The 19,787-nt window shown below is 52.3% G+C and carries 20 protein-coding genes; 11 read left to right on the top strand and 9 right to left on the bottom strand.

What is annotated here, in order from left to right; all coding sequences use genetic code 11:
* Positions 1-73: 73 nt before the first annotated feature.
* The 5 genes from ftsN (at position 74) to rraA (ending at position 4,592) form a co-directional block, all read left to right on the top strand.
* The gene (gene ftsN / locus LG384_RS00860; RefSeq protein WP_071829066.1) at positions 74-1,054 is read left to right on the top strand and encodes a cell division protein FtsN; all 981 of its coding nucleotides are present in this window, start codon (positions 74-76) and stop codon (positions 1,052-1,054) included.
* Between the two features lie 91 nt (positions 1,055-1,145).
* Positions 1,146-1,676 carry an ATP-dependent protease subunit HslV gene (gene hslV / locus LG384_RS00855; protein ID WP_003028805.1) on the top strand — a complete coding sequence of 177 codons (531 nt, stop codon included), beginning with the start codon at positions 1,146-1,148 and terminating at the stop codon, positions 1,674-1,676.
* A gap of 9 nt (positions 1,677-1,685) precedes the next feature.
* Positions 1,686-3,017, top strand: coding sequence for an HslU--HslV peptidase ATPase subunit (gene hslU / locus LG384_RS00850; RefSeq protein ID WP_045449318.1), 1,332 nt, complete (start codon positions 1,686-1,688; stop codon positions 3,015-3,017).
* 67 nt (positions 3,018-3,084) lie between these two features.
* Positions 3,085-4,014 carry a 1,4-dihydroxy-2-naphthoate polyprenyltransferase gene (gene menA, locus LG384_RS00845; RefSeq protein WP_045449316.1) on the top strand — a complete coding sequence of 310 codons (930 nt, stop codon included), beginning with the start codon at positions 3,085-3,087 and terminating at the stop codon, positions 4,012-4,014.
* A 92-nt stretch (positions 4,015-4,106) separates the two neighbouring features.
* Complete coding sequence (gene rraA / locus LG384_RS00840) at positions 4,107-4,592, top strand: ribonuclease E activity regulator RraA (RefSeq protein ID WP_045449315.1); 486 nt, start codon at positions 4,107-4,109, stop codon at positions 4,590-4,592.
* Positions 4,593-4,809: 217 nt separating this feature from the next.
* Here the strand turns inward: rraA and zapB are convergent, their stop codons facing one another.
* Positions 4,810-5,055 carry a septal ring assembly protein ZapB gene (gene zapB / locus LG384_RS00835; RefSeq protein ID WP_005121725.1) on the bottom strand — a complete coding sequence of 82 codons (246 nt, stop codon included), beginning with the start codon at positions 5,053-5,055 and terminating at the stop codon, positions 4,810-4,812.
* Positions 5,056-5,483: 428 nt separating this feature from the next.
* Here zapB and LG384_RS00830 point away from each other — a divergent pair, with 428 nt between their 5' ends.
* The 4 genes from LG384_RS00830 to fpr all read left to right on the top strand — a co-directional run bounded on the left by LG384_RS00830 (position 5,484) and on the right by fpr (position 9,846).
* Entirely contained in the window at positions 5,484-6,329 is an 846-nt protein-coding gene (locus LG384_RS00830) for an MIP/aquaporin family protein (RefSeq protein ID WP_045449313.1), read from the top strand.
* 22 nt (positions 6,330-6,351) lie between these two features.
* Complete coding sequence (glpK, locus tag LG384_RS00825; protein ID WP_045449312.1) at positions 6,352-7,860, top strand: glycerol kinase GlpK; 1,509 nt, start codon at positions 6,352-6,354, stop codon at positions 7,858-7,860.
* Positions 7,861-7,993: 133 nt separating this feature from the next.
* Positions 7,994-9,004: a class II fructose-bisphosphatase gene (gene glpX / locus LG384_RS00820; protein WP_045449305.1), complete on the top strand. Its 1,011-nt coding sequence runs from the start codon at positions 7,994-7,996 to the stop codon at positions 9,002-9,004.
* 95 nt (positions 9,005-9,099) lie between these two features.
* Positions 9,100-9,846, top strand: a complete 747-nt coding sequence (fpr, locus tag LG384_RS00815; protein WP_048223389.1) for a ferredoxin--NADP(+) reductase — start codon at positions 9,100-9,102, stop codon at positions 9,844-9,846.
* Positions 9,847-9,942: 96 nt separating this feature from the next.
* On the opposite strand, the gene LG384_RS00810 is transcribed toward fpr, so the two are convergent.
* Positions 9,943-10,365, bottom strand: coding sequence for a DUF805 domain-containing protein (locus tag LG384_RS00810; protein ID WP_045449302.1), 423 nt, complete (start codon positions 10,363-10,365; stop codon positions 9,943-9,945).
* Positions 10,366-10,465: 100 nt separating this feature from the next.
* Here LG384_RS00810 and LG384_RS00805 point away from each other — a divergent pair, with 100 nt between their 5' ends.
* Together LG384_RS00805 and tpiA are read left to right on the top strand one after the other, a co-directional pair.
* Positions 10,466-11,065, top strand: coding sequence for a YiiQ family protein (locus LG384_RS00805; RefSeq protein ID WP_045449300.1), 600 nt, complete (start codon positions 10,466-10,468; stop codon positions 11,063-11,065).
* A 109-nt stretch (positions 11,066-11,174) separates the two neighbouring features.
* Entirely contained in the window at positions 11,175-11,942 is a 768-nt protein-coding gene (tpiA, locus tag LG384_RS00800; RefSeq protein WP_003028783.1) for a triose-phosphate isomerase, read from the top strand.
* Between the two features lie 50 nt (positions 11,943-11,992).
* Here tpiA and LG384_RS00795 read toward each other — a convergent pair whose 3' ends face one another.
* The 7 genes from LG384_RS00795 to cpxP form a co-directional block, all read right to left on the bottom strand.
* Positions 11,993-13,465, bottom strand: a complete 1,473-nt coding sequence (locus LG384_RS00795; RefSeq protein WP_048223382.1) for a DASS family sodium-coupled anion symporter — start codon at positions 13,463-13,465, stop codon at positions 11,993-11,995.
* Positions 13,466-13,578: 113 nt separating this feature from the next.
* Positions 13,579-14,883, bottom strand: coding sequence for an SLC13 family permease (locus LG384_RS00790; protein ID WP_045449292.1), 1,305 nt, complete (start codon positions 14,881-14,883; stop codon positions 13,579-13,581).
* A 73-nt stretch (positions 14,884-14,956) separates the two neighbouring features.
* The gene (locus LG384_RS00785; RefSeq protein ID WP_045449291.1) at positions 14,957-15,706 is read right to left on the bottom strand and encodes a CDP-diacylglycerol diphosphatase; all 750 of its coding nucleotides are present in this window, start codon (positions 15,704-15,706) and stop codon (positions 14,957-14,959) included.
* Positions 15,707-15,811: 105 nt separating this feature from the next.
* Positions 15,812-16,801: a sulfate/thiosulfate ABC transporter substrate-binding protein Sbp gene (gene sbp, locus LG384_RS00780; RefSeq protein ID WP_045449289.1), complete on the bottom strand. Its 990-nt coding sequence runs from the start codon at positions 16,799-16,801 to the stop codon at positions 15,812-15,814.
* A 206-nt stretch (positions 16,802-17,007) separates the two neighbouring features.
* Positions 17,008-17,970: a 6-phosphofructokinase gene (gene pfkA, locus LG384_RS00775; protein ID WP_045449287.1), complete on the bottom strand. Its 963-nt coding sequence runs from the start codon at positions 17,968-17,970 to the stop codon at positions 17,008-17,010.
* 173 nt (positions 17,971-18,143) lie between these two features.
* Positions 18,144-19,046, bottom strand: a complete 903-nt coding sequence (fieF, locus tag LG384_RS00770; RefSeq protein ID WP_045449286.1) for a CDF family cation-efflux transporter FieF — start codon at positions 19,044-19,046, stop codon at positions 18,144-18,146.
* A gap of 147 nt (positions 19,047-19,193) precedes the next feature.
* Entirely contained in the window at positions 19,194-19,694 is a 501-nt protein-coding gene (gene cpxP / locus LG384_RS00765) for a cell-envelope stress modulator CpxP (protein ID WP_045449284.1), read from the bottom strand.
* Positions 19,695-19,787 lie beyond the last annotated feature (93 nt).

Here is a 19,787-nt window from a genome sequence, read left to right as displayed (position 1 = left end):
CCCTGTCTGGTCAAAGGCCCGCCGCTTAAGTAACATGGCGGGCTGACGAACGAATAAATACAGCGAAACGATAGTGGCACAACGAGATTATGTACGTCGCGGCCAACCGGCACCTTCGCGGCGCAAAAAGAGCACTTCACGGAAAAAGCAACGCAATACGTCAGCGGTATCCCCCGCGATGGTCGCTATTGCGGCAGCCGTACTTGTGACCTTTATCGGTGGTCTGTACTTCATTACGCATCACAAGAAAGAAGAGTCCGAAACGCTGCAAAGCCAGAAAGTCACCGGTAATGGGATCCCACCGAAACCGGAAGAACGCTGGCGATACATCAAAGAGCTGGAAAGCCGCCAACCGGGCGTGCGTGCGCCAACCGAACCTTCTGCTGGCGGTGAAGTGCTTAACGCCGATCAGCTTACCAATGAGCAGCGTCAGCTCCTGGCGCAAATGCAGGCTGATATGCGTCAGCAGCCCACGCAGCTCAATGAGGTACCGTGGAACGAACAAACGCCTGAACAACGCCAGCAAACGCTGCAGCGCCAGCGTCAGGTGCAGCAACAGCAGTGGACCAACGCACAGCAACAGGCTCAGCAGCCGCGTACGCGGGTAACGGAACAACCTTACCAGCAACAGCAACAAACGCGTACGGTACAGGCTGCGCCGGTACAACAGCCGCGTCAAACGCAGCCAAAACCGGCGGCCCAACAGCCGTACCAGGATCTGTTGCAGACGCCAGCGCATACCACAGCTGCTCAGCCGAAAACGCAACCAGCCGCGCCGATTACGCATGAAACAGAAGCGCCAAAACAGACGGCAGAGAAAAAAGATGAACGTCGCTGGATGGTTCAGTGTGGATCATTTAAAGGGGCTGAGCAGGCAGAAACTGTGCGTGCACAGTTGGCCTTTGAGGGCTTCAATTCCCGCATAACCACCAACAACGGCTGGAATCGCGTGGTCATTGGCCCGCTCAAAGGCAAAGAAAATGCCGACAACACTATCAGTCGTCTGAAAGTGGCTGGCCACACAAACTGCATTCGACTCGCTACCGGGGGTTGAAACCCCCAAAATCCCCCCCATCTATACTTGCATTACGCCCCGTACACTGTGCGGGGCCTGTATTCTGCATTTGTAACCAAGGGGTCTGCTCGTGACAACAATAGTAAGCGTACGCCGTAACGGCCATGTGGTAATCGCCGGTGATGGTCAGGCCACACTGGGTAACACCGTAATGAAAGGCAACGTGAAAAAAGTCCGCCGTCTGTACAACGACAAAGTCATTGCGGGCTTTGCGGGCGGCACTGCGGATGCATTCACGCTGTTTGAATTGTTTGAACGCAAACTGGAAATGCATCAGGGTCATCTGGTGAAAGCTGCCGTTGAACTGGCGAAAGACTGGCGAACCGATCGTATGCTGCGCAAACTCGAAGCATTGTTGGCCGTTGCAGATGAAACTGCATCGCTCATCATCACGGGTAATGGCGATGTCATCCAGCCAGAAAACGATCTGATTGCCATCGGCTCCGGCGGTCCCTACGCCCAGGCTGCAGCACGCGCTCTGCTGGAAAACACCGAGCTTGGCGCACGCGAGATTGCTGAGAAAGCGTTGGATATTGCAGGGGATATCTGCATTTATACCAACCACTTCCATACCATCGAAGAATTGAACTCCAAAGCGTAAGGATCCCCCATGTCTGAAATGACCCCACGCGAAATTGTCAGCGAACTGAACAAACACATTATCGGCCAGGATAACGCCAAGCGTTCCGTGGCGATTGCCCTGCGTAACCGCTGGCGCCGTATGCAGCTCGACGAAGAGCTGCGCCATGAAGTCACGCCAAAAAACATTCTGATGATTGGTCCAACCGGTGTCGGTAAAACCGAAATTGCCCGCCGTCTGGCAAAACTGGCCAACGCACCGTTCATCAAAGTTGAAGCAACGAAATTCACCGAAGTAGGCTATGTTGGTAAAGAAGTTGACTCCATCATCCGCGATTTAACCGACGCAGCCATTAAAATGGTTCGCGTTCAGGCTATCGAGAAAAACCGCTTCCGTGCAGAAGAAATGGCGGAAGAACGTATTCTCGATGTGCTGATTCCTCCAGCCAAAAATAACTGGGGACAGTCAGAACAGCCGCAGGAACCTTCCGCTGCACGTCAGGCGTTCCGTAAAAAACTGCGTGAAGGCCAACTGGACGATAAAGAGATTGAGATTGATCTCGCTGCTGCACCGATGGGCGTAGAAATCATGGCGCCTCCGGGAATGGAAGAGATGACCAGCCAGTTGCAGTCCATGTTCCAGAACTTAGGCGGCCAGAAACAAAAACCGCGTAAGCTGAAAATTAAAGATGCGATGAAGCTCCTGATTGAAGAAGAAGCGGCGAAACTGGTCAACCCGGAAGAGCTGAAACAGGAAGCTATCGACGCCGTTGAACAACACGGGATCGTGTTTATCGACGAAATCGACAAAATCTGTAAGCGCGGTGAATCTTCTGGTCCGGATGTGTCCCGTGAAGGCGTACAGCGCGACCTGCTGCCGCTGGTTGAAGGCTGCACCGTCTCCACCAAGCACGGCATGGTGAAAACCGATCACATACTGTTTATCGCCTCCGGCGCGTTCCAGGTGGCGAAACCGTCTGACCTGATCCCAGAACTGCAGGGTCGTCTGCCAATCCGCGTCGAGCTACAGGCGCTGACCACCAGCGATTTCGAGCGTATTCTGACTGAACCGAATGCCTCTATCACCGTGCAATACAAAGCGCTGATGGCGACCGAAGGCGTGAATATCGACTTCACTGAATCAGGTATTAAACGTATTGCCGAAGCGGCCTGGCAGGTCAACGAAACCACCGAAAACATCGGTGCACGTCGTTTGCATACCGTTCTCGAGCGTCTGATGGAAGATATTTCCTATGATGCGAGCGATTTGAACGGCCAAAGCATCACAATTGATGCCGAATATGTGAGCAAACATCTGGATGCGCTGGTCGCAGATGAAGATCTGAGCCGTTTTATCCTATAATCGCGTTCAATGCATTTTCATCACTGTTGATGGGGCTGATAAAGCCCCATTTTTATTGGCGCTAAATATGACTGAACAACAACAAATTAGCCGCTCACAAGCCTGGCTGGAAAGTTTACGACCTAAGACCTTACCGCTCGCCTTCGCGGCGATCATCGTCGGTACGGCATTAGCATGGTGGCAAGGGTATTTCGATCCGCTGGTTGCTCTGCTGGCATTAATCACGGCAGGACTGCTGCAAATTCTGTCCAACCTTGCGAACGACTATGGCGATGCTGTCAAAGGCAGCGACAAGCCCGACCGCATAGGGCCGTTACGTGGAATGCAAAAAGGGGTCATCACGCAGCAGGAAATGAAGCGCGCGTTGATTATCACCGTGGTCTTAATCTGCTTGTCCGGTCTGGCGCTGGTAGCAGTGGCCTGCCACACGCTGACTGATTTTGTCGGCTTTTTGATACTCGGCGGCCTGTCGATTATCGCCGCTATCACTTATACCGTAGGTAATCGTCCTTACGGCTATATTGGCCTGGGCGATATTTCCGTGCTGGTCTTCTTCGGCTGGCTCAGCGTTATGGGGAGCTGGTATCTGCAGGCGCATACGCTTATTCCCGCGTTGATTTTGCCGGCAACGGCCTGCGGTCTGCTGGCAACCGCCGTGCTCAATATCAATAACCTGCGCGATATCAACAGCGACAGAGAAAATGGCAAAAACACGCTTGTTGTACGTTTAGGCGCCGTCAATGCCCGTCGTTACCATGCCTGCCTGCTGATGGGTACGCTGGTCTGCCTGGCACTGTTTAACCTGTTCTCGCTGCAAAGTCTGTGGGGATGGCTGTTTATTCTGGCCGCTCCGTTGCTGATCAAACAGGCAAGATATGTGATGCATGAGATGGATCCTACAGCGATGCGCCCAATGCTGGAACGCACCGTGAAAGCTGCGCTATTAACTAACTTACTGTTTGTTGTTGGGATTTTCTTAAGTCAGTGGTCCCTTTAACTGACAAATATCAATTAACAATTGATGATTTTGCCAACAGTACACATAGCGCGATATACTAAAAATTCTCGCAGCAACTGAACGTTAAGCCTATGAAATACGATACATCCGAGCTTTGTGACATCTATCAGGAAGATGTCAACGTCGTGGAACCGCTGTTCTCTAACTTTGGGGGACGGTCGTCGTTTGGCGGACAAATCATCACGGTAAAATGTTTCGAGGACAACGGGTTGCTGTACGATCTGCTCGAACAAAATGGCCGTGGTCGAATTCTGCTGGTCGATGGCGGCGGTTCTGTCCGTCGTGCGCTGGTCGATGCCGAACTGGCTCGTCTGGCTGTACAGAATGAGTGGGAAGGTCTGGTCATCTACGGCTCAGTCCGCCAGGTGGACGATCTGGAAGAACTGGACATCGGCATTCAGGCGATTGCCGCTATTCCGGTGGGTGCCGCAGGTGAAGGAACCGGGGAAAGCGATGTGCGCGTCAACTTTGGTGGCGTGACGTTCTTCTCCGGCGACCATCTGTACGCCGACAATACCGGGATAATCCTTTCCGAAGACCCGCTCGATATCGAGTGATCAAAAAAGGCACCGCAAGGTGCCTTTTTTATGCGTTATCGCTGAGTACCGGAAGCAGCTTGCGCCTTATCCAGCCTACACGTAGGGGCGATTACGCGAGAGATTTCGTGTTGTAGCAAGGCGGCAAACGAAGGTATCCCCAGGAGCGTAGTAAACTACGAGACTGGGGGTAACTAAGCGCAGCCAACGCTGCTACGGCGCGAAAGATAAAGCGTAATTAGACTTCTTCCATACGGCCGAGCAGAGCATGCAGACGATCCTGCCAGCCATTCTGCTGTTCTTTCAGGCTGTTATTCTCACGCTCCAGCTCTTCACGCTGCTGCTGTGCAGACTGAACTTCCTGCGACAGTGAGTTATTCTTTTCTTTCAGCTCTTCGATTTCCATCTGCAACAGCGTGATGGTATCAATCGCCTGCTGTACTTTTGCTTCCAGTTTCTCAAACACTTCTAATGACATCGTCATACCTCTCCTGAATTGCAAGGCGTTGATGGATAAAAATCCTCGTCCCGATAACCGGCGACGCCTTAATAAAAACGAGCGCACTCTACTTAGCTCCGATTGTATGAAGCCGCGCCATCCCTGTCCAGCAGCATCCCGCGCAGATTGCGGTTTGCAACACTTTTAATCTTTGTCCTGGTGACAGACAGCGCATAACTCAAAAGTGTTAACATATTGGTTAATGAAATGATTCAGCTCACACTCTTTTTGTATAACAAATACCTCGTTATGGCGCGATAACGCTCATTTTGTTGATGCAGTACACACATTTCAATTTCGATATTTCTCGTTTTTGCTCGTTAACGATAAATTAACAGTGTGCCTACCGGCTCCGGGGATGTCAGTGACCTTCTCGAACACAATAAACATTAAACTCTCTTCAGGATCCGATTATGAGTCAAACATCAACCTTAAAAGGCCAGTGCATTGCTGAATTCCTCGGTACCGGGTTGTTGATTTTCTTCGGTGTGGGCTGTGTTGCTGCACTTAAAGTGGCTGGCGCTACTTTTGGTCAGTGGGAAATCAGTATCATCTGGGGTCTGGGGGTAGCGATGGCTATCTATCTGACGGCAGGCGTTTCTGGTGCACACCTGAACCCAGCAGTCACAATCGCACTCTGGTTGTTTGCGTGTTTTGACAAACGCAAAGTAGTACCTTTTATTATTTCGCAAATTGCCGGCGCCTTTTGCGCAGCGGCATTGGTTTACGGGCTTTATTACAATCTTTTCATCGATTTCGAACAAACTAACCATATCGTGCGCGGCAGTACCGAGAGCCTGGGTCTGGCTGGTACTTTCTCCACCTATCCGAACCCGCATATCAATTTTGTGCAGGCCTTCGCGGTTGAAATGGTCATTACCGCTATTCTAATGGGGCTGATTCTGGCACTGACCGACGATGGTAACGGTGTACCTCGTGGTCCGCTGGCACCCCTGCTGATCGGCTTATTGATTGCCGTTATTGGTGCCTCCATGGGTCCACTGACCGGTTTTGCGATGAACCCGGCTCGTGACTTTGGGCCGAAACTATTCGCCGGGCTCGCAGGATGGGGAGAGATTGCCTTTACGGGTGGTCGCGATATTCCTTACTTCCTGGTACCGGTGTTTGGCCCGATTACCGGCGCGATTTTGGGCGCATGGGCATATCGCAAACTGATTGGTCGCCATTTACCGTGCGATGTCTGCGCGATTGAAGAGAAAGACATTGCGGCCAACACTCAACAAAAAGCTTCGCAGTAATGTGACTACGGGACAAAAAATTATGACTGAGAAAAAATATATCGTTGCGCTCGACCAGGGCACCACCAGCTCCCGCGCGGTCGTGATGGACCACGATGCAAATATCGTTAGCGTTTCACAACGCGAATTCGAGCAAATCTACCCGAAAGCAGGTTGGGTAGAACACGACCCAATGGAAATTTGGGCGACCCAAAGCTCCACGCTGGTAGAAGTGCTGGCGAAAGCCGATATCAGTTCCGATGAAATTGCAGCGATTGGTATTACTAACCAGCGTGAAACCACTATCGTCTGGGAGCGTGAGACCGGTAAACCTATCTATAACGCCATTGTGTGGCAGTGTCGTCGTACCGCTGATATTTGCGAGAAACTCAAGCGCGACGGGATGGAAGATTACATCCGTAACAACACCGGCCTGGTAATTGACCCGTATTTCTCCGGCACCAAAGTAAAGTGGATCCTTGACCACGTAGAAGGTTCTCGTGAGCGCGCTCGTCGCGGTGAACTGCTGTTCGGTACAGTGGATACCTGGCTTATCTGGAAAATGACTCAGGGACGTGTACACGTAACGGATTACACCAACGCCTCACGTACCATGCTGTTCAACATCCACTCCCTGGACTGGGACGACAAGATGCTGGATGCGTTGGACATCCCGCGCGCAATGCTGCCGGAAGTTCGTCGTTCCTCCGAAGTCTACGGTCAGACCAACATCGGTGGTAAAGGTGGCACACGTATTCCAATCTCCGGTATCGCAGGCGACCAGCAGGCTGCGCTGTTCGGCCAACTGTGCGTGAAGGAAGGGATGGCGAAAAACACCTACGGCACCGGCTGCTTCATGCTGATGAACACCGGTGAGAAAGCGGTTAAGTCCGAAAACGGACTGCTGACCACCATCGCCTGTGGCCCAACCGGAGAAGTGAACTACGCGCTGGAAGGTGCGGTGTTTATGGCTGGCGCATCCATCCAGTGGCTGCGTGATGAAATGAAACTCATCAGCGATGCTTTCGACTCCGAATATTTTGCCACCAAAGTGAAAGACACCAACGGCGTGTACGTTGTTCCGGCATTCACTGGTCTGGGTGCACCGTACTGGGACCCGTATGCCCGTGGCGCGATTTTCGGTCTGACCCGTGGCGTAAACTCTAACCACATCATCCGTGCAACGCTCGAGTCTATCGCTTACCAGACCCGTGATGTTCTGGAAGCGATGCAGGCCGACTCCGGTATTCGTCTGCACGCACTGCGTGTTGATGGCGGTGCGGTTGCCAACAACTTCCTGATGCAGTTCCAGTCAGACATTCTCGGCACTCGCGTTGAGCGCCCGGAAGTCCGCGAAGTTACCGCACTGGGTGCCGCATACCTGGCAGGCCTGGCCGTAGGTTTCTGGCAGAATCTGGATGAGTTGCAGGAAAAAGCTGTTATTGAACGTGAATTCCGCCCTGGTATTGAAACCACAGAGCGTAACTTCCGTTACAGCGGCTGGAAAAAAGCGGTCAAACGCGCCCTTGCGTGGGAAGACCACGAAGAGTAATGCTGAAATGCCGGATGGGGCTAACGCCTTATCCGGCAAAACCTTCTCAACCCTGCACACGCACACACATCAATAATCCAGCCCCTTACCCTGTGCTACACTTCGCGCCATTCCTTTCTGCTACGAGTTTGCAATGAGACGAGAACTTGCCATTGAATTTTCACGCGTGACCGAAGCAGCCGCACTGGCTGGCTATAAATGGCTGGGTCGCGGCGATAAAAACATCGCTGACGGCGCGGCGGTGAACGCCATGCGTATTATGCTCAACCAGGTCAACATCGACGGCACTATTGTTATTGGTGAGGGCGAAATCGATGAAGCACCAATGTTGTTTATCGGTGAGAAGGTTGGGACCGGTCTCGGCGATGCCGTGGACATAGCTGTCGATCCAATCGAAGGCACGCGCATGACAGCAATGGGCCAGGCGAATGCCCTGGCAGTACTGGCTGTCGGTGATAAAGGCTGCTTCCTGAACGCGCCGGATATGTATATGGAAAAGCTGATTGTCGGCCCTGGTGCGAAAGGATCAATCGACCTGAATCTGCCGCTGGAAGCTAACCTGCGTAACATTGCTGCCGCACTCGGTAAACCACTTGGTGAGCTGACCGTCACCATCCTTGCAAAGCCTCGTCATGATGAAGTTATCGCTGAGATGGCGAAGCTGGGCGTACGCGTGTTTGCCATTCCTGACGGCGATGTCGCCGCCTCAATTCTGACCTGCATGCCAGACAGCGAAGTCGACGTACTGTACGGTATCGGCGGTGCACCGGAAGGCGTAGTTTCCGCTGCCGTAATCCGCGCACTGGATGGCGACATGCAGGGCCGCCTGCTGGCACGTCACGACGTCAAGGGCGACAGCGAAGAGAATCGTCGCATTGGCGAACAGGAACTTGCTCGTTGCCAGGCAATGGGCATTGAAGCAGGCAAAGCGCTGCGTCTGGACGAAATGGCGCGCAGCGACAATGTGATTTTCTCAGCGACCGGGATCACCAAAGGCGACCTGCTGGAAGGGATTAGCCGTAAAGGCAATATCGCAACCACTGAAACACTGCTGATCCGCGGGAAATCGCGCACGATCCGCCGCATTCAATCCATTCACTACCTGGATCGCAAAGATCCTGATGTGCAGGCGCACATCCTGTAACAGATTTGTTTGATTGAGCTTTCCAGTCCTCCGGGACTGGAATTTTTTTGTTCAGCGAACGAAGATAAGGCAAGCAAATCAGACAGGAGAAAACCATGGCAGATTGGGTAACAGGTAAAGTCACGAAGGTACATAACTGGACCGATGCCCTGTTTAGTTTGACCGTGCGAGCTCCAGTTCATCCCTTCACTGCTGGTCAGTTTACTAAGCTTGGCCTTGAGATCGACGGTGAGCGCGTCCAGCGCGCCTATTCCTATGTGAACGCGCCTGATAATCCTGATTTAGAGTTTTATCTGGTGACCGTTCCCGACGGTAAACTCAGTCCACGTCTGGCTGCGCTGAAACCTGGCGATGAAGTGCAGGTCGTAAGCGAAGCCGCAGGATTTTTCGTGCTGGATGAAGTTCCCGATTGTGACACGCTGTGGATGCTGGCAACCGGCACCGCTATCGGCCCATATTTGTCGATTCTGCAGTTGGGTAAAGATCTTGATCGCTTTAAAAATCTGGTGCTGGTCCATGCTGCCCGTTATGCCGCCGATTTAAGCTACCTGCCGCTGATGCAGAGGCTGGAAAAACGCTACGAAGGTAAATTACGTATCCAGACCGTCGTCAGCCGTGAAACGGCTACAGGCTCGCTTACTGGACGGGTTCCCGCGCTAATTGAAAACGGCGAGCTGGAAAAAGCAGTTGGGCTGGCAATGGATACCACCACCAGCCATGTGATGCTTTGTGGAAATCCACAGATGGTACGCGATACCCAGCAGTTACTGAAAGAGACCCGGCAGATGACCAAACATCTGCGTCGTCGACCGGGCCATATGACTGCCGAGCACTACTGGTAAGACATTGCCGTGGGTTTATTGATTTTGTAGGTCCGATAAGCGTAGCGCCAGCGGGCGATCTGCCGGATGGCGGCAACGCCTCATCCGGCCTACGCTTTACCCTTTATACTTCACATCCAGCGTATCTACGCCAAATTTGTTTTCACCCTGAGTGCCAACAAACGCACCCAGATCGATAATCATACCGACCAGAATCAGCGTAGGAATAAAGCGACCTACCACCCACTGCCAGATGCCTGGCAATATCGCCCAGTTTCCGGCCAGCAGCATCCACGCCAGAATCATCAATAGCGCCCACAATCCAGAGCGCCCCCGGTCATGCAGGCGTTTTACCGTCACTGCCGCCGTCGGCCAGAGCAGACAGACCAGGCAAAACGCAGCCGTCTGGATATCGAGTAATTTTTTACTCGCCAGTGAGAACAGAACCAGCATACCGACAATCCAGAGGCCGACCCAAATCCAAAAATCACGGCGTCCGATACGCCCTTTAAATGAGAATAACCACTGCTGTATGGTCATGTAGGTTCCTTTAAAATTGGCCTTCAGAACAGTTTACCCTTTTGACAAGCCCGACAGTTATCGTTTTAATCGTGGACAGTCATAACGAAAGGTACGATTGATGAAGCAAGGATTTACTCTGTTTTTATTATTGTTTTCAGCCCTGTCCGTAAACACTACGGCACTGGCGGAAGAGCACTCGACAGCAACCACAGCCCCCTACCTGCTGGCGGGTGCGCCGACGTTTGATCTGTCGATCAGCCAATTTCGTGAAAACTTTAATACGCAGAATCCAAAACTTGCACTGAATGAGTTCCGTGCCATCGACAGCAGCCGTGATAAGGCAAACCTCACCCGCGCCGCCAGTAAGATCAATGAAAACCTGTATGCGTCATCTGCTCTTGAGCGCGGTACGCTGAAAATCAAAAGCATGCAGGTAACCTGGCTGCCGATTCAGGGGCCGGAACAAAAGGCCGCCAAAGCGAAAGCGCTGGAATACATGAGCGCCATCATCCGCACCGTAGCCCCTTTACTGACCAAAGAACAAAGCCAGAAAAAGCTGCAAAAATTGCTCACCGCAGGCAAAGGTAAGCATTACTACGCAGAAACTGAGGGTGCAATTCGCTATGTTGTTGCAGATAACGGCGAAAAGGGGCTGACCTTCGCTGTTGAACCGATTAAGCTGGCATTATCTGAGAGCCTGGAGGAGTCGAATAAATGACAAAAAGCAAAGCCTTTCCAGGGATGAATCTCTATACTGTTTCACAGACCATGCTGCCCTGACGGGCGGCCATATTCCTTAATTCGCTGATAAAGCGTGGAGAAATGAAATGCGACATCCTTTAGTGATGGGTAACTGGAAACTGAACGGCAGCCGCCATATGGTAAACGAACTGGTTGCTAACCTGCGTAAAGAACTGGCTGGCGTAGCTGGCTGTGCAGTAGCAATCGCTCCACCGGAAATGTATATCGACCTGGCAAAACACGCTGCTGCCGGTAGCCACATCATCCTGGGCGCGCAGAACGTTGACCTGAACCTGTCTGGCGCATTCACTGGTGAAACTTCAGCTGAAATGCTGAAAGACATCGGCGCGCAGTACATCATTATCGGCCACTCCGAGCGTCGTACTTATCACAAAGAGTCTGACGAGCTGATCGCTAAAAAATTCGCTGTGCTGAAAGAACAGGGTCTGACCCCGGTTCTGTGCATCGGTGAAACCGAAGCAGAAAACGAAGCAGGCAAAACTGAAGAAGTTTGCGCACGTCAGATCGACGCCGTTCTGAAAACTCAGGGTGCTGCAGCATTCGAAGGCGTGGTTATCGCTTACGAACCTGTATGGGCTATCGGTACTGGCAAATCTGCAACTCCGGCACAGGCTCAGGCTGTTCACAAATTCATCCGTGACCACATTGCTAAAGCTGACGCGAAAATCGCTGAACAAGTCATCATCCAGTACGGCGGTTCCGTAAACGCAGCTAACGCAGCAGAACTGTTTGCCCAGCCGGACATCGACGGTGCGCTGGTTGGCGGTGCTTCGCTGAAAGCTGACGCCTTCGCGGTGATCGTTAAAGCAGCTGAAGCCGCTAAACAGGCTTAAGTCGTTGCGACGGGAGGCATGCTCCTCCCGTCACATCCGGCGATTCCGTTTTACCAGTATCCCAGCCAGTGCCACCAAAAGGCTCCGGTCACTCCCCAGATAGTCAGGTTGACCACGCTCATCACTAGCCCCGTTTTCCACCACTCCGCCAACGTGACATAGCCCGAACCAAAGATGATGGGTGCAGTACCCGTACCATAATGCGTGAGCGACATCATCAGTGAGGAAGAGAAACCCAGCATCAGTCCAAGCAGTGCCGGGGGAGCGCCGAGACCTAATCCCGCAGCGAAGAACGCCGCGAACATGGCCGTAATATGCGCGGTGGTACTGGCGAAAAAGTAGTGTGAATAGACGTAAAGCAGGATCAGCAGCAGTGTCGCGATACTCCAGTGGACACCGAGATGATCAATTGCACTGCCCACGCTCGTCGCCAGCCAACCCACCAGACCCAGTTTGCTCAGGAAGTCCGCCATCATCACCAGAGCGGCAAACCAGACTATCGTATCCCATGCACCGCGGCATTTAAGAATATCGTCCCAGTTTAATACCCCCGTCACGAGCAGAATGGATAGGCCAATTAACGCCGCACTGGTGGGGTTAACAGCCCAGCCGTTGCCCATCAGCATCGCAGGAACACCCGCCCACAGGCAAAGCAACAAAACGAAAACTGCGAGGGTGATTTTTTCTGCCAGCGATAGCGGGCCAAGCGCGCCCAGCTTTTCCCGGGCAAACTGCGGCGCATTCGGCGTACGCGTAATGGCCGGTGGATAGAGCCACCAGATAACGATGGGCATCACGATCAATGAGACGACAGCAGGAAGGAGCGCCGCGATGGCCCACATCCCCCAGGTCATATTCAGCACCCCATCTGACCCTTTAGTCAAAAAGCTAACAATTAAGGGGTTAGGTGCAGTCGCTGTGATAAACATTGCTGAACTGATCGGGTTAATGTTGTAGTTCACCAGTGCAAGATATCGCCCCGTTGAACCATTTTCCTTGTCGCCGGGTTGAGACCCGAGACTTTCTGCAATCGCCCGCATCACCGGATGGATAATGCCGCCGCCGCGCGCGGTATTGCTCGGCGTTACGGGCGCGATCATCGTTTCCGCCAGCGTTAATGCCCAGGCGATACCCAGTGTTCTTTTGCCGAACAAGGCAATAAACCCATAGCCGATACGCGCACCCAGCCCCGTTTTCAACAGACTTTGCGACAGCATGATGGATAACCCAATCAGCCAGATCAGTTGGTTCGAGAAACCGCTTAGCGCGTCGTTCAACGCCGCTGAGGGTTTACCAGGGTTGGTAACGCCTGTCATAGCCACCAGCATAATCGCCACAATTGCGATAGCGCCGATGGGCATGGCCTTGCCAATAATCGCCGCGATCGTGCCGATAAACAGCGCCAACAGATGCCACGCCTCAGGAGTTACGTCAGGGGGGCAAGGAATAATAAACCAGATTGTCAGCGTAATAACGATCGAGATAATGGCAGGCCAACAGCGGATGGGGGTCAATCTGTCCATGAATCAATCCTTGAGTTTCCAGTGCGCAAGTACGCGCTCCGGTATTAACCGGTATCAGCACAAATAAAACAATTCATCATCTCACAAAACAAAAAATTAACACCACGATGAAACTATAATTTCCCTAATACGCTAAACCACACGTAATCCAGCGGCAACAGTACCAGATACGTCGCCACCGCCAGCGTAATACACAGCAACATCCCTGCTCTTGCGGGCACTTTCCCTAACGCCATCGCCACCACAATCGGTGATGCCTGATACGGCAACAACGGGGTGGAATAACCCAGAACCTGAATCATAATCACCGACAACAGCGGGAACCCGGTCGCATCGGAAAAGCTCTGGGCCAACGTGGTATACAGTGCCGGAACGCCATTAGCCGTCATAATAAAATTGAGCGCGGTGGTGATACCGGTCAACGCCAGGAAGCTGGTAAACGGTTTATTCGCATCCAACGGCATCACCTGTAACAGTGCTTCGCCCACCGCACTACCAATACCGGTCTGCGTCACAGTGATCGCCAGCCCCAGGATACCTGCCACATATATACAGGTGCGGATATTTACGCCACTGGAAAACTCCTCCCCATTAATAAAACCAACACGGGGCAACAGCGTAATGACCGCTGCCGTCAGGCCGGTCCAGGCTGGACCAATGCCGTGCCAGCTTTCACTCACCCACATAATCAGCACGACCGTCAACATCCAGGCCAGACGTTTCTCATCACCACTCATCGGTTCAGGTGGCGTCAGATCACGCGGTGCATGAGGCTTGCCGGGGAACAGCCAGCAAATAAGCACAATAAGTACCGCGCCTTTCAGCCAACCCAGCACAGGCGTATGTAACAGCAAATAGGGAAGGTAATTCAGATGGATACCGTAAGAGCCTTCTGCTGCACCACTCATTACCAGGTTAGGTACGTTCGCGGGTAGAATTGTGGCGGAAAGCTGGAAGGTGCCAAAACCAACGGCTAACGCCAGGCCGTACCAAGCGCGGGTACCATCGGCAATTCCGGCACGTTTCGCCATCGCCGCAACAATCGGCATCAACAACGCAATGCGCCCCATATTGGATGGCATTACAAACGCCAGCGCATAGCTAAGCAGCACCACGCTCGCAACCATTAACGGCCAGGAGTCGGTCAGCCGGGACGACAACGCACGCGCAGCCCGATCCGCCAGTCCCGTTTTACGAATCGCGATACCCAGTACGAAACCGCTAAAGACCAGCCAGAACGCTGACGATGCAAAGCCACCAAAGATCACATCCGGTGGAGCAATTTTGGCCACCATCGCCACAGAAAAGAACAGCAGAGCGGTTATAAACTCCGGTAACAGCGACGTTGCCCAGAGCAGAATGGTGATGCCAACCACCAGAGAAGGAATAAACAGAGGGTGCGTAAGCCAGATCGACATGCCTGTCTCCTGTTGTTTTTTTCAACAAGAATACGGGGACAGGCAAAGAGAGTAAACGCCAGATTAGGTGGGGTTACTTCAGAATATCACATTGATGATCCTGAATTTCCTCGGCGGAGGCGAGATTCAATGACAGCAGATCGCGCTGCGTCGCCAACAGGACAAAGGAGTCATCGCTCTGGCGTGCCATCGCCAGCGCATAGCTGCCCATGTGCTCACGCGCATCAGGAACTTCTTCCGCCAGCATCATAAACGGGCTACGTTGTACCAGCTCGCTTTCCGTCACGCGGCGCGCCAGATACTGGTGTCCGCGTAGCCCACCGGGCAAAGGCAGCCAGCGAGTACCGATCTTCGCCAGATTGTCATCCAGTTGCGTTCTGACATCAGGACGCAGACAAGAGATATGAATATGAAAGTGGTTTTGCGTGCGACCAGTGACTGAGTTGATCGCCAGTGATACTGCCTTGTCGGGAATTTCCTGACCATATTTCTGACTCATAAAGCTACGCGCCTGCCAGGCGAGCCAGAAAAAGTTTGGCGTGCCCGATTTCAGCAACAGCGGGCTTTCCATCCCGTTAATACGGTAGCCAGGCATCAACAGATATTGCAGAGGGCCGTTACGGTCCTTGAACACCACGTATCCGGCATCCGGCTTAACTTCAGCGCACGGTGCAGGATTTTGGTGTTGTAACTGGTTCGGCAGACATTGCTCAAGCACAATCTGGCGTAACGCGTCCGGATTAGCGGTAAACTTCCAGTAGCCAATACCCGCCGTCGCAGCGATAACGATCACCACCAGTAAAAAATAGCCTGCTTTTTTCATTGCGCGTTCCCTGTATCTTATTGAAGTGGAAGAGTAACGCAAAATGATGACAAATAAAAAAGCCCGGTCGCATTATGCCACCGGGCCTGAAAACGACATCCGCACTTACCGTTTACTAATCTGATCGAACGTGCCGCCGTTAGAGAAGTGTTCTTTCTGCGCCTTTGTCCAGCCGCCAAACTCCTCGTCGATGGTGAACAGCTTCAGCTTCGGAAACGCATTTTCGTATTTCTTCGCAATTTCAGGATCGCGTGGACGATAGTAGTTTTTCGCTGCAATTTCCTGACCCTGCGGGGAATAGAGATACTTCAGATAAGCTTCTGCCACTGCTTTGGTATCTTTCTTTTCGACCACTTTGTCGACAACAGAAACGGTCGGTTCCGCCAGGATAGATTCGCTCGGAGTGACAATTTCGAACTTATCTTTACCCAGTTCATTCGTCGCCAGCAGCGCCTCATTTTCCCAGGCAATCAGCACATCACCGATCCCGCGCTCGACAAAAGTATTGGTTGAACCACGTGCGCCGGAATCCAGTACTTCAACGTTTTTAAACAGAGCCTTGACGAAGTCCTGTGCTTTGGCCTGATCGTTGTTGTTGTGGTGCAGCGCGTAGCCCCACGCGGCCAGATAGTTCCAGCGGGCGCCGCCTGAACTTTTCGGGTTTGGCGTAATAACCGACACGCCCGGTTTAACCAGATCGTTCCAGTCATGAATTTGCTTTGGATTTCCTTTGCGGACCAGGAAGACGATGGTGGAGGTGTAAGGCGCAGAGTTATCCGGCAAACGCTTAATCCAGTTTTTATCGATACGACCACGTTCAGCGATGGCATCAACATCATAGGCCAGCGCCAGGGTTACCACATCGGCTTCAATACCGTTAATAACGGAGGTTGCCTGTTTGCCGGAGCCACCGTGTGACTGGCGGATCACGACATTATCACCCGTTTCTTGTTTCCAGTGCGCGCTGAATGCTTTGTTGTACTGTTCGTACAGTTCACGCGTTGGATCGTACGATACGTTAAGTAACTGAATATCCTTTGCCAGAACGCTGGTCGATGCCAGCAATAATGTTAACCCCACGCTCCATTTGTTCATCGCCCAGCTCTCTTATGTTGTGTTGTGATGAGCAAAGCGTGCCAGAAAGCGATCCAAACATTAAAGAATAAAAAAAGATTTGCTATAACTTGGGGGAATAAAAGCGAGAGGATGTACCGGATGGCGACTAACGCCCTATCCGGCCTACAAGTCTCTGCAACCTGTAGACCTGATAAGCGTAGCGCCATCAGGCGCGGAAAAAACAATCAGTACAGTTTTTTCGCGCAGTCCAGCCAGTCACCTTTGAACGGACGCTTCATGTTTTCAATTGCGTCAATGATGTCGTGGTGAACCAGTTGTTCGTTCTGAATGCCGACGCAACGACCGCCATGACCTTCCAGCAGCAGTTCAATGGCATACGCGCCCATACGGGAAGCCAGGATACGGTCGTAAGGCACCGGAGAACCACCACGCTGGATGTGGCCCAGTACGGTTGAACGCGTTTCACGACCTGTTTCTTTCTCGATGTAATGCGCCAGTTCGTCAACGTCACACATGTGCTCAGTGATGGCGACGATGGCGTGTTTTTTACCTTTCGCGATCCCAGCTTTGATTTCAGCGACCAGATCGTCACGGCTGAATTCCACTTCCGGTACCACAACAAACTCACAGCCACCCGCGATTGCTGCCGCCAGGGTCAGATCGCCACAGTAACGGCCCATCACTTCAACGATGGAAATACGCTGGTGAGAAGAAGAGGTATCACGCAGGCGGTCAATCGCTTCTACCACGGTACCCAGTGCAGTGAAGTAGCCGATAGTGTAGTCAGTGCCTTTAATATCGTTGTCGATCGTGCCCGGCAGACCGATGCACGGGAAACCCATTTCAGTCAGGCGTTTTGCACCCAGGTAAGAACCGTCACCACCAATAACAACCAGTGCATCAATGCCACGTTTCTTCAGGTTTTCGATAGCCACTGCACGCACATTTTCGTCGCGGAATTCAGGGAAGCGAGCAGAACCGAGGAAAGTACCGCCACGGTTAATCATGTCGGATACGCTGTAGCGGTCAAGCTGGACCATACGGTCTTCATACAAACCCAGGTAGCCATCATGGATCCCCATGACTTCCAGTCCTTCCGACAACGCTGCACGTACAACACCACGGATTGCTGCGTTCATGCCCGGCGCATCACCGCCGCTTGTCAACACACCGATTTTCTTAATCATGACTACCTCTGAACTTTGGAATGCAAAATGAAATCTGCTGCCGGAAGTCGATTCCGCATATCGAAACGATCCAACGAATATGCAGATAGTATAACAATCACTTCCTGCTGAATTGATTCAGGTCAGGCCAAATGGTGGTAATTTATACACAAAATGCTGGCCTGGCACACTTTTTACAACGAATTAAACATCTTGCCTTCCCTGGGTACGACGGAACAGGGATCCTGGTGAATAATCACATCCGATCCCGGGAAACGCCGCAAAATTGCCTGCTCAACCTGTTCAGCCACTAAATGCGCCTGAACGAGCGGCAGATTATCTTCCATTTCCAAATGAATCTGAATAAAGCGGGTCGGCCCTGACTGCCGCGTGCGAAGATCGTGAGCGCCGCTGACTCCCGGCCATGACGTCACAATATCAATAATTTCCTGACGTTCCCCATCGGGTAAAGCGCGATCCAGTAAGGATTGCACCGCCTCATACCCCATACGTAATGCGCTATATAAAATATAGATGCCAATTCCGAGGGCAAACAAGGCATCCGCACGATGCCAGCCATACCAGGCAAGGCCAAGCGCAACGAGGATCGCTCCGTTCATCATAACATCAGACTGATAATGAAGCATATCTGCCCGGACAGCCTGACTTTGCGTACGTTTCACAACCCAGCGCTGAAACGTGACCAGTATGATAGTACAAATTAACGCAATGACGGTGACGATCACCCCTACGCCCGGATCTTTCATCGGCGTCGGCTGGACCAGATGCTGAATACCGGTCAAAAACAAAAACAGCGCCGAGCCTGAAATAAACATACTTTGTGCCAGCGCCGCCAGCGATTCTGCCTTCCCATGTCCGAAAGTGTGCTCATCATCAGCCGGTTGCAATGAATAACGCACCACCAAAAGATTGGTCAACGACGCGGCGATATCTACCAGAGAATCCACCAGAGCAGCCAGAATACTCACCGATCCGGTGTACCACCACGCAAAAATTTTGATCAAAAGTAACAGCGATGCCATCACTGTCGCGGCGATTGCCGCCCGGCTCACCAGCCGCCCATAGGTTTGATTCATAAACACTCCTGCCAGGATATGCCGCTAGTATAACGGATGAAGTAAAACAGTCAGGCAATAACAGAGTGTCAAATTTTGGGCAAAAAAAACCCCCACATCATGTGGGGGAAGACAGGGATGGTGTCTATGGCAAGGAAAACAGGGTTACTACTGGGAACGTGAGTTGCTACTACTCAATAAATTCAACGATGAGCTTTTTTGCCATTGCGCCATGTCGCGCAGTTGCTCCATTCGTTGTTCATGTTTCTCATTTAAAACCGCTTGCTGCTCGGGCGTTAACAGGCGATACATCTGGTTGCGAACCTTGGCTATTTCAACCTGGCGGGCAACCTGCTCTTGTGCCATTTTTTCTGCCTGAGCGCGCACAGCGCTTTCATCAAATTTCTCTGCGGTGACAAGGCGATGCATTGTCTCCATTTCGCTAACATTAACAGGAGGCTGCTCATGTCTTGCCTGCTGCATTAAATCTCGCATCTGTTGGCGTTGATGTTCGGTTAAACTGATACCGTCGAACATGTGGCTCTGCGCATTACGTTGCGAGCCGCTTTCTCCCAGGTGCCAGTGATCGCCTGTGACGACTTCAGCTGCATGGCTTAAAGTGCTGAGTGCCAGCGTTGAGGCCATGACGGCAGCGGTAACTTTGCCCATCACTTGCTCCCAAAATCTTTTCTGTCGCGATTCAACGAAAGACAGTTTACGATTCGGGCTGCAAACATGCGTCAGGGGGTGTAAAACAACGTA

This window comes from Citrobacter sp. Marseille-Q3906 (assembly GCF_916618775.1).
Lineage (GTDB): Bacteria > Pseudomonadota > Gammaproteobacteria > Enterobacterales > Enterobacteriaceae > Citrobacter > Citrobacter murliniae.
The sequence above is the reverse complement of the archived record's forward strand: the minus strand, read 5'-3'. Positions and strand labels throughout refer to the sequence as shown.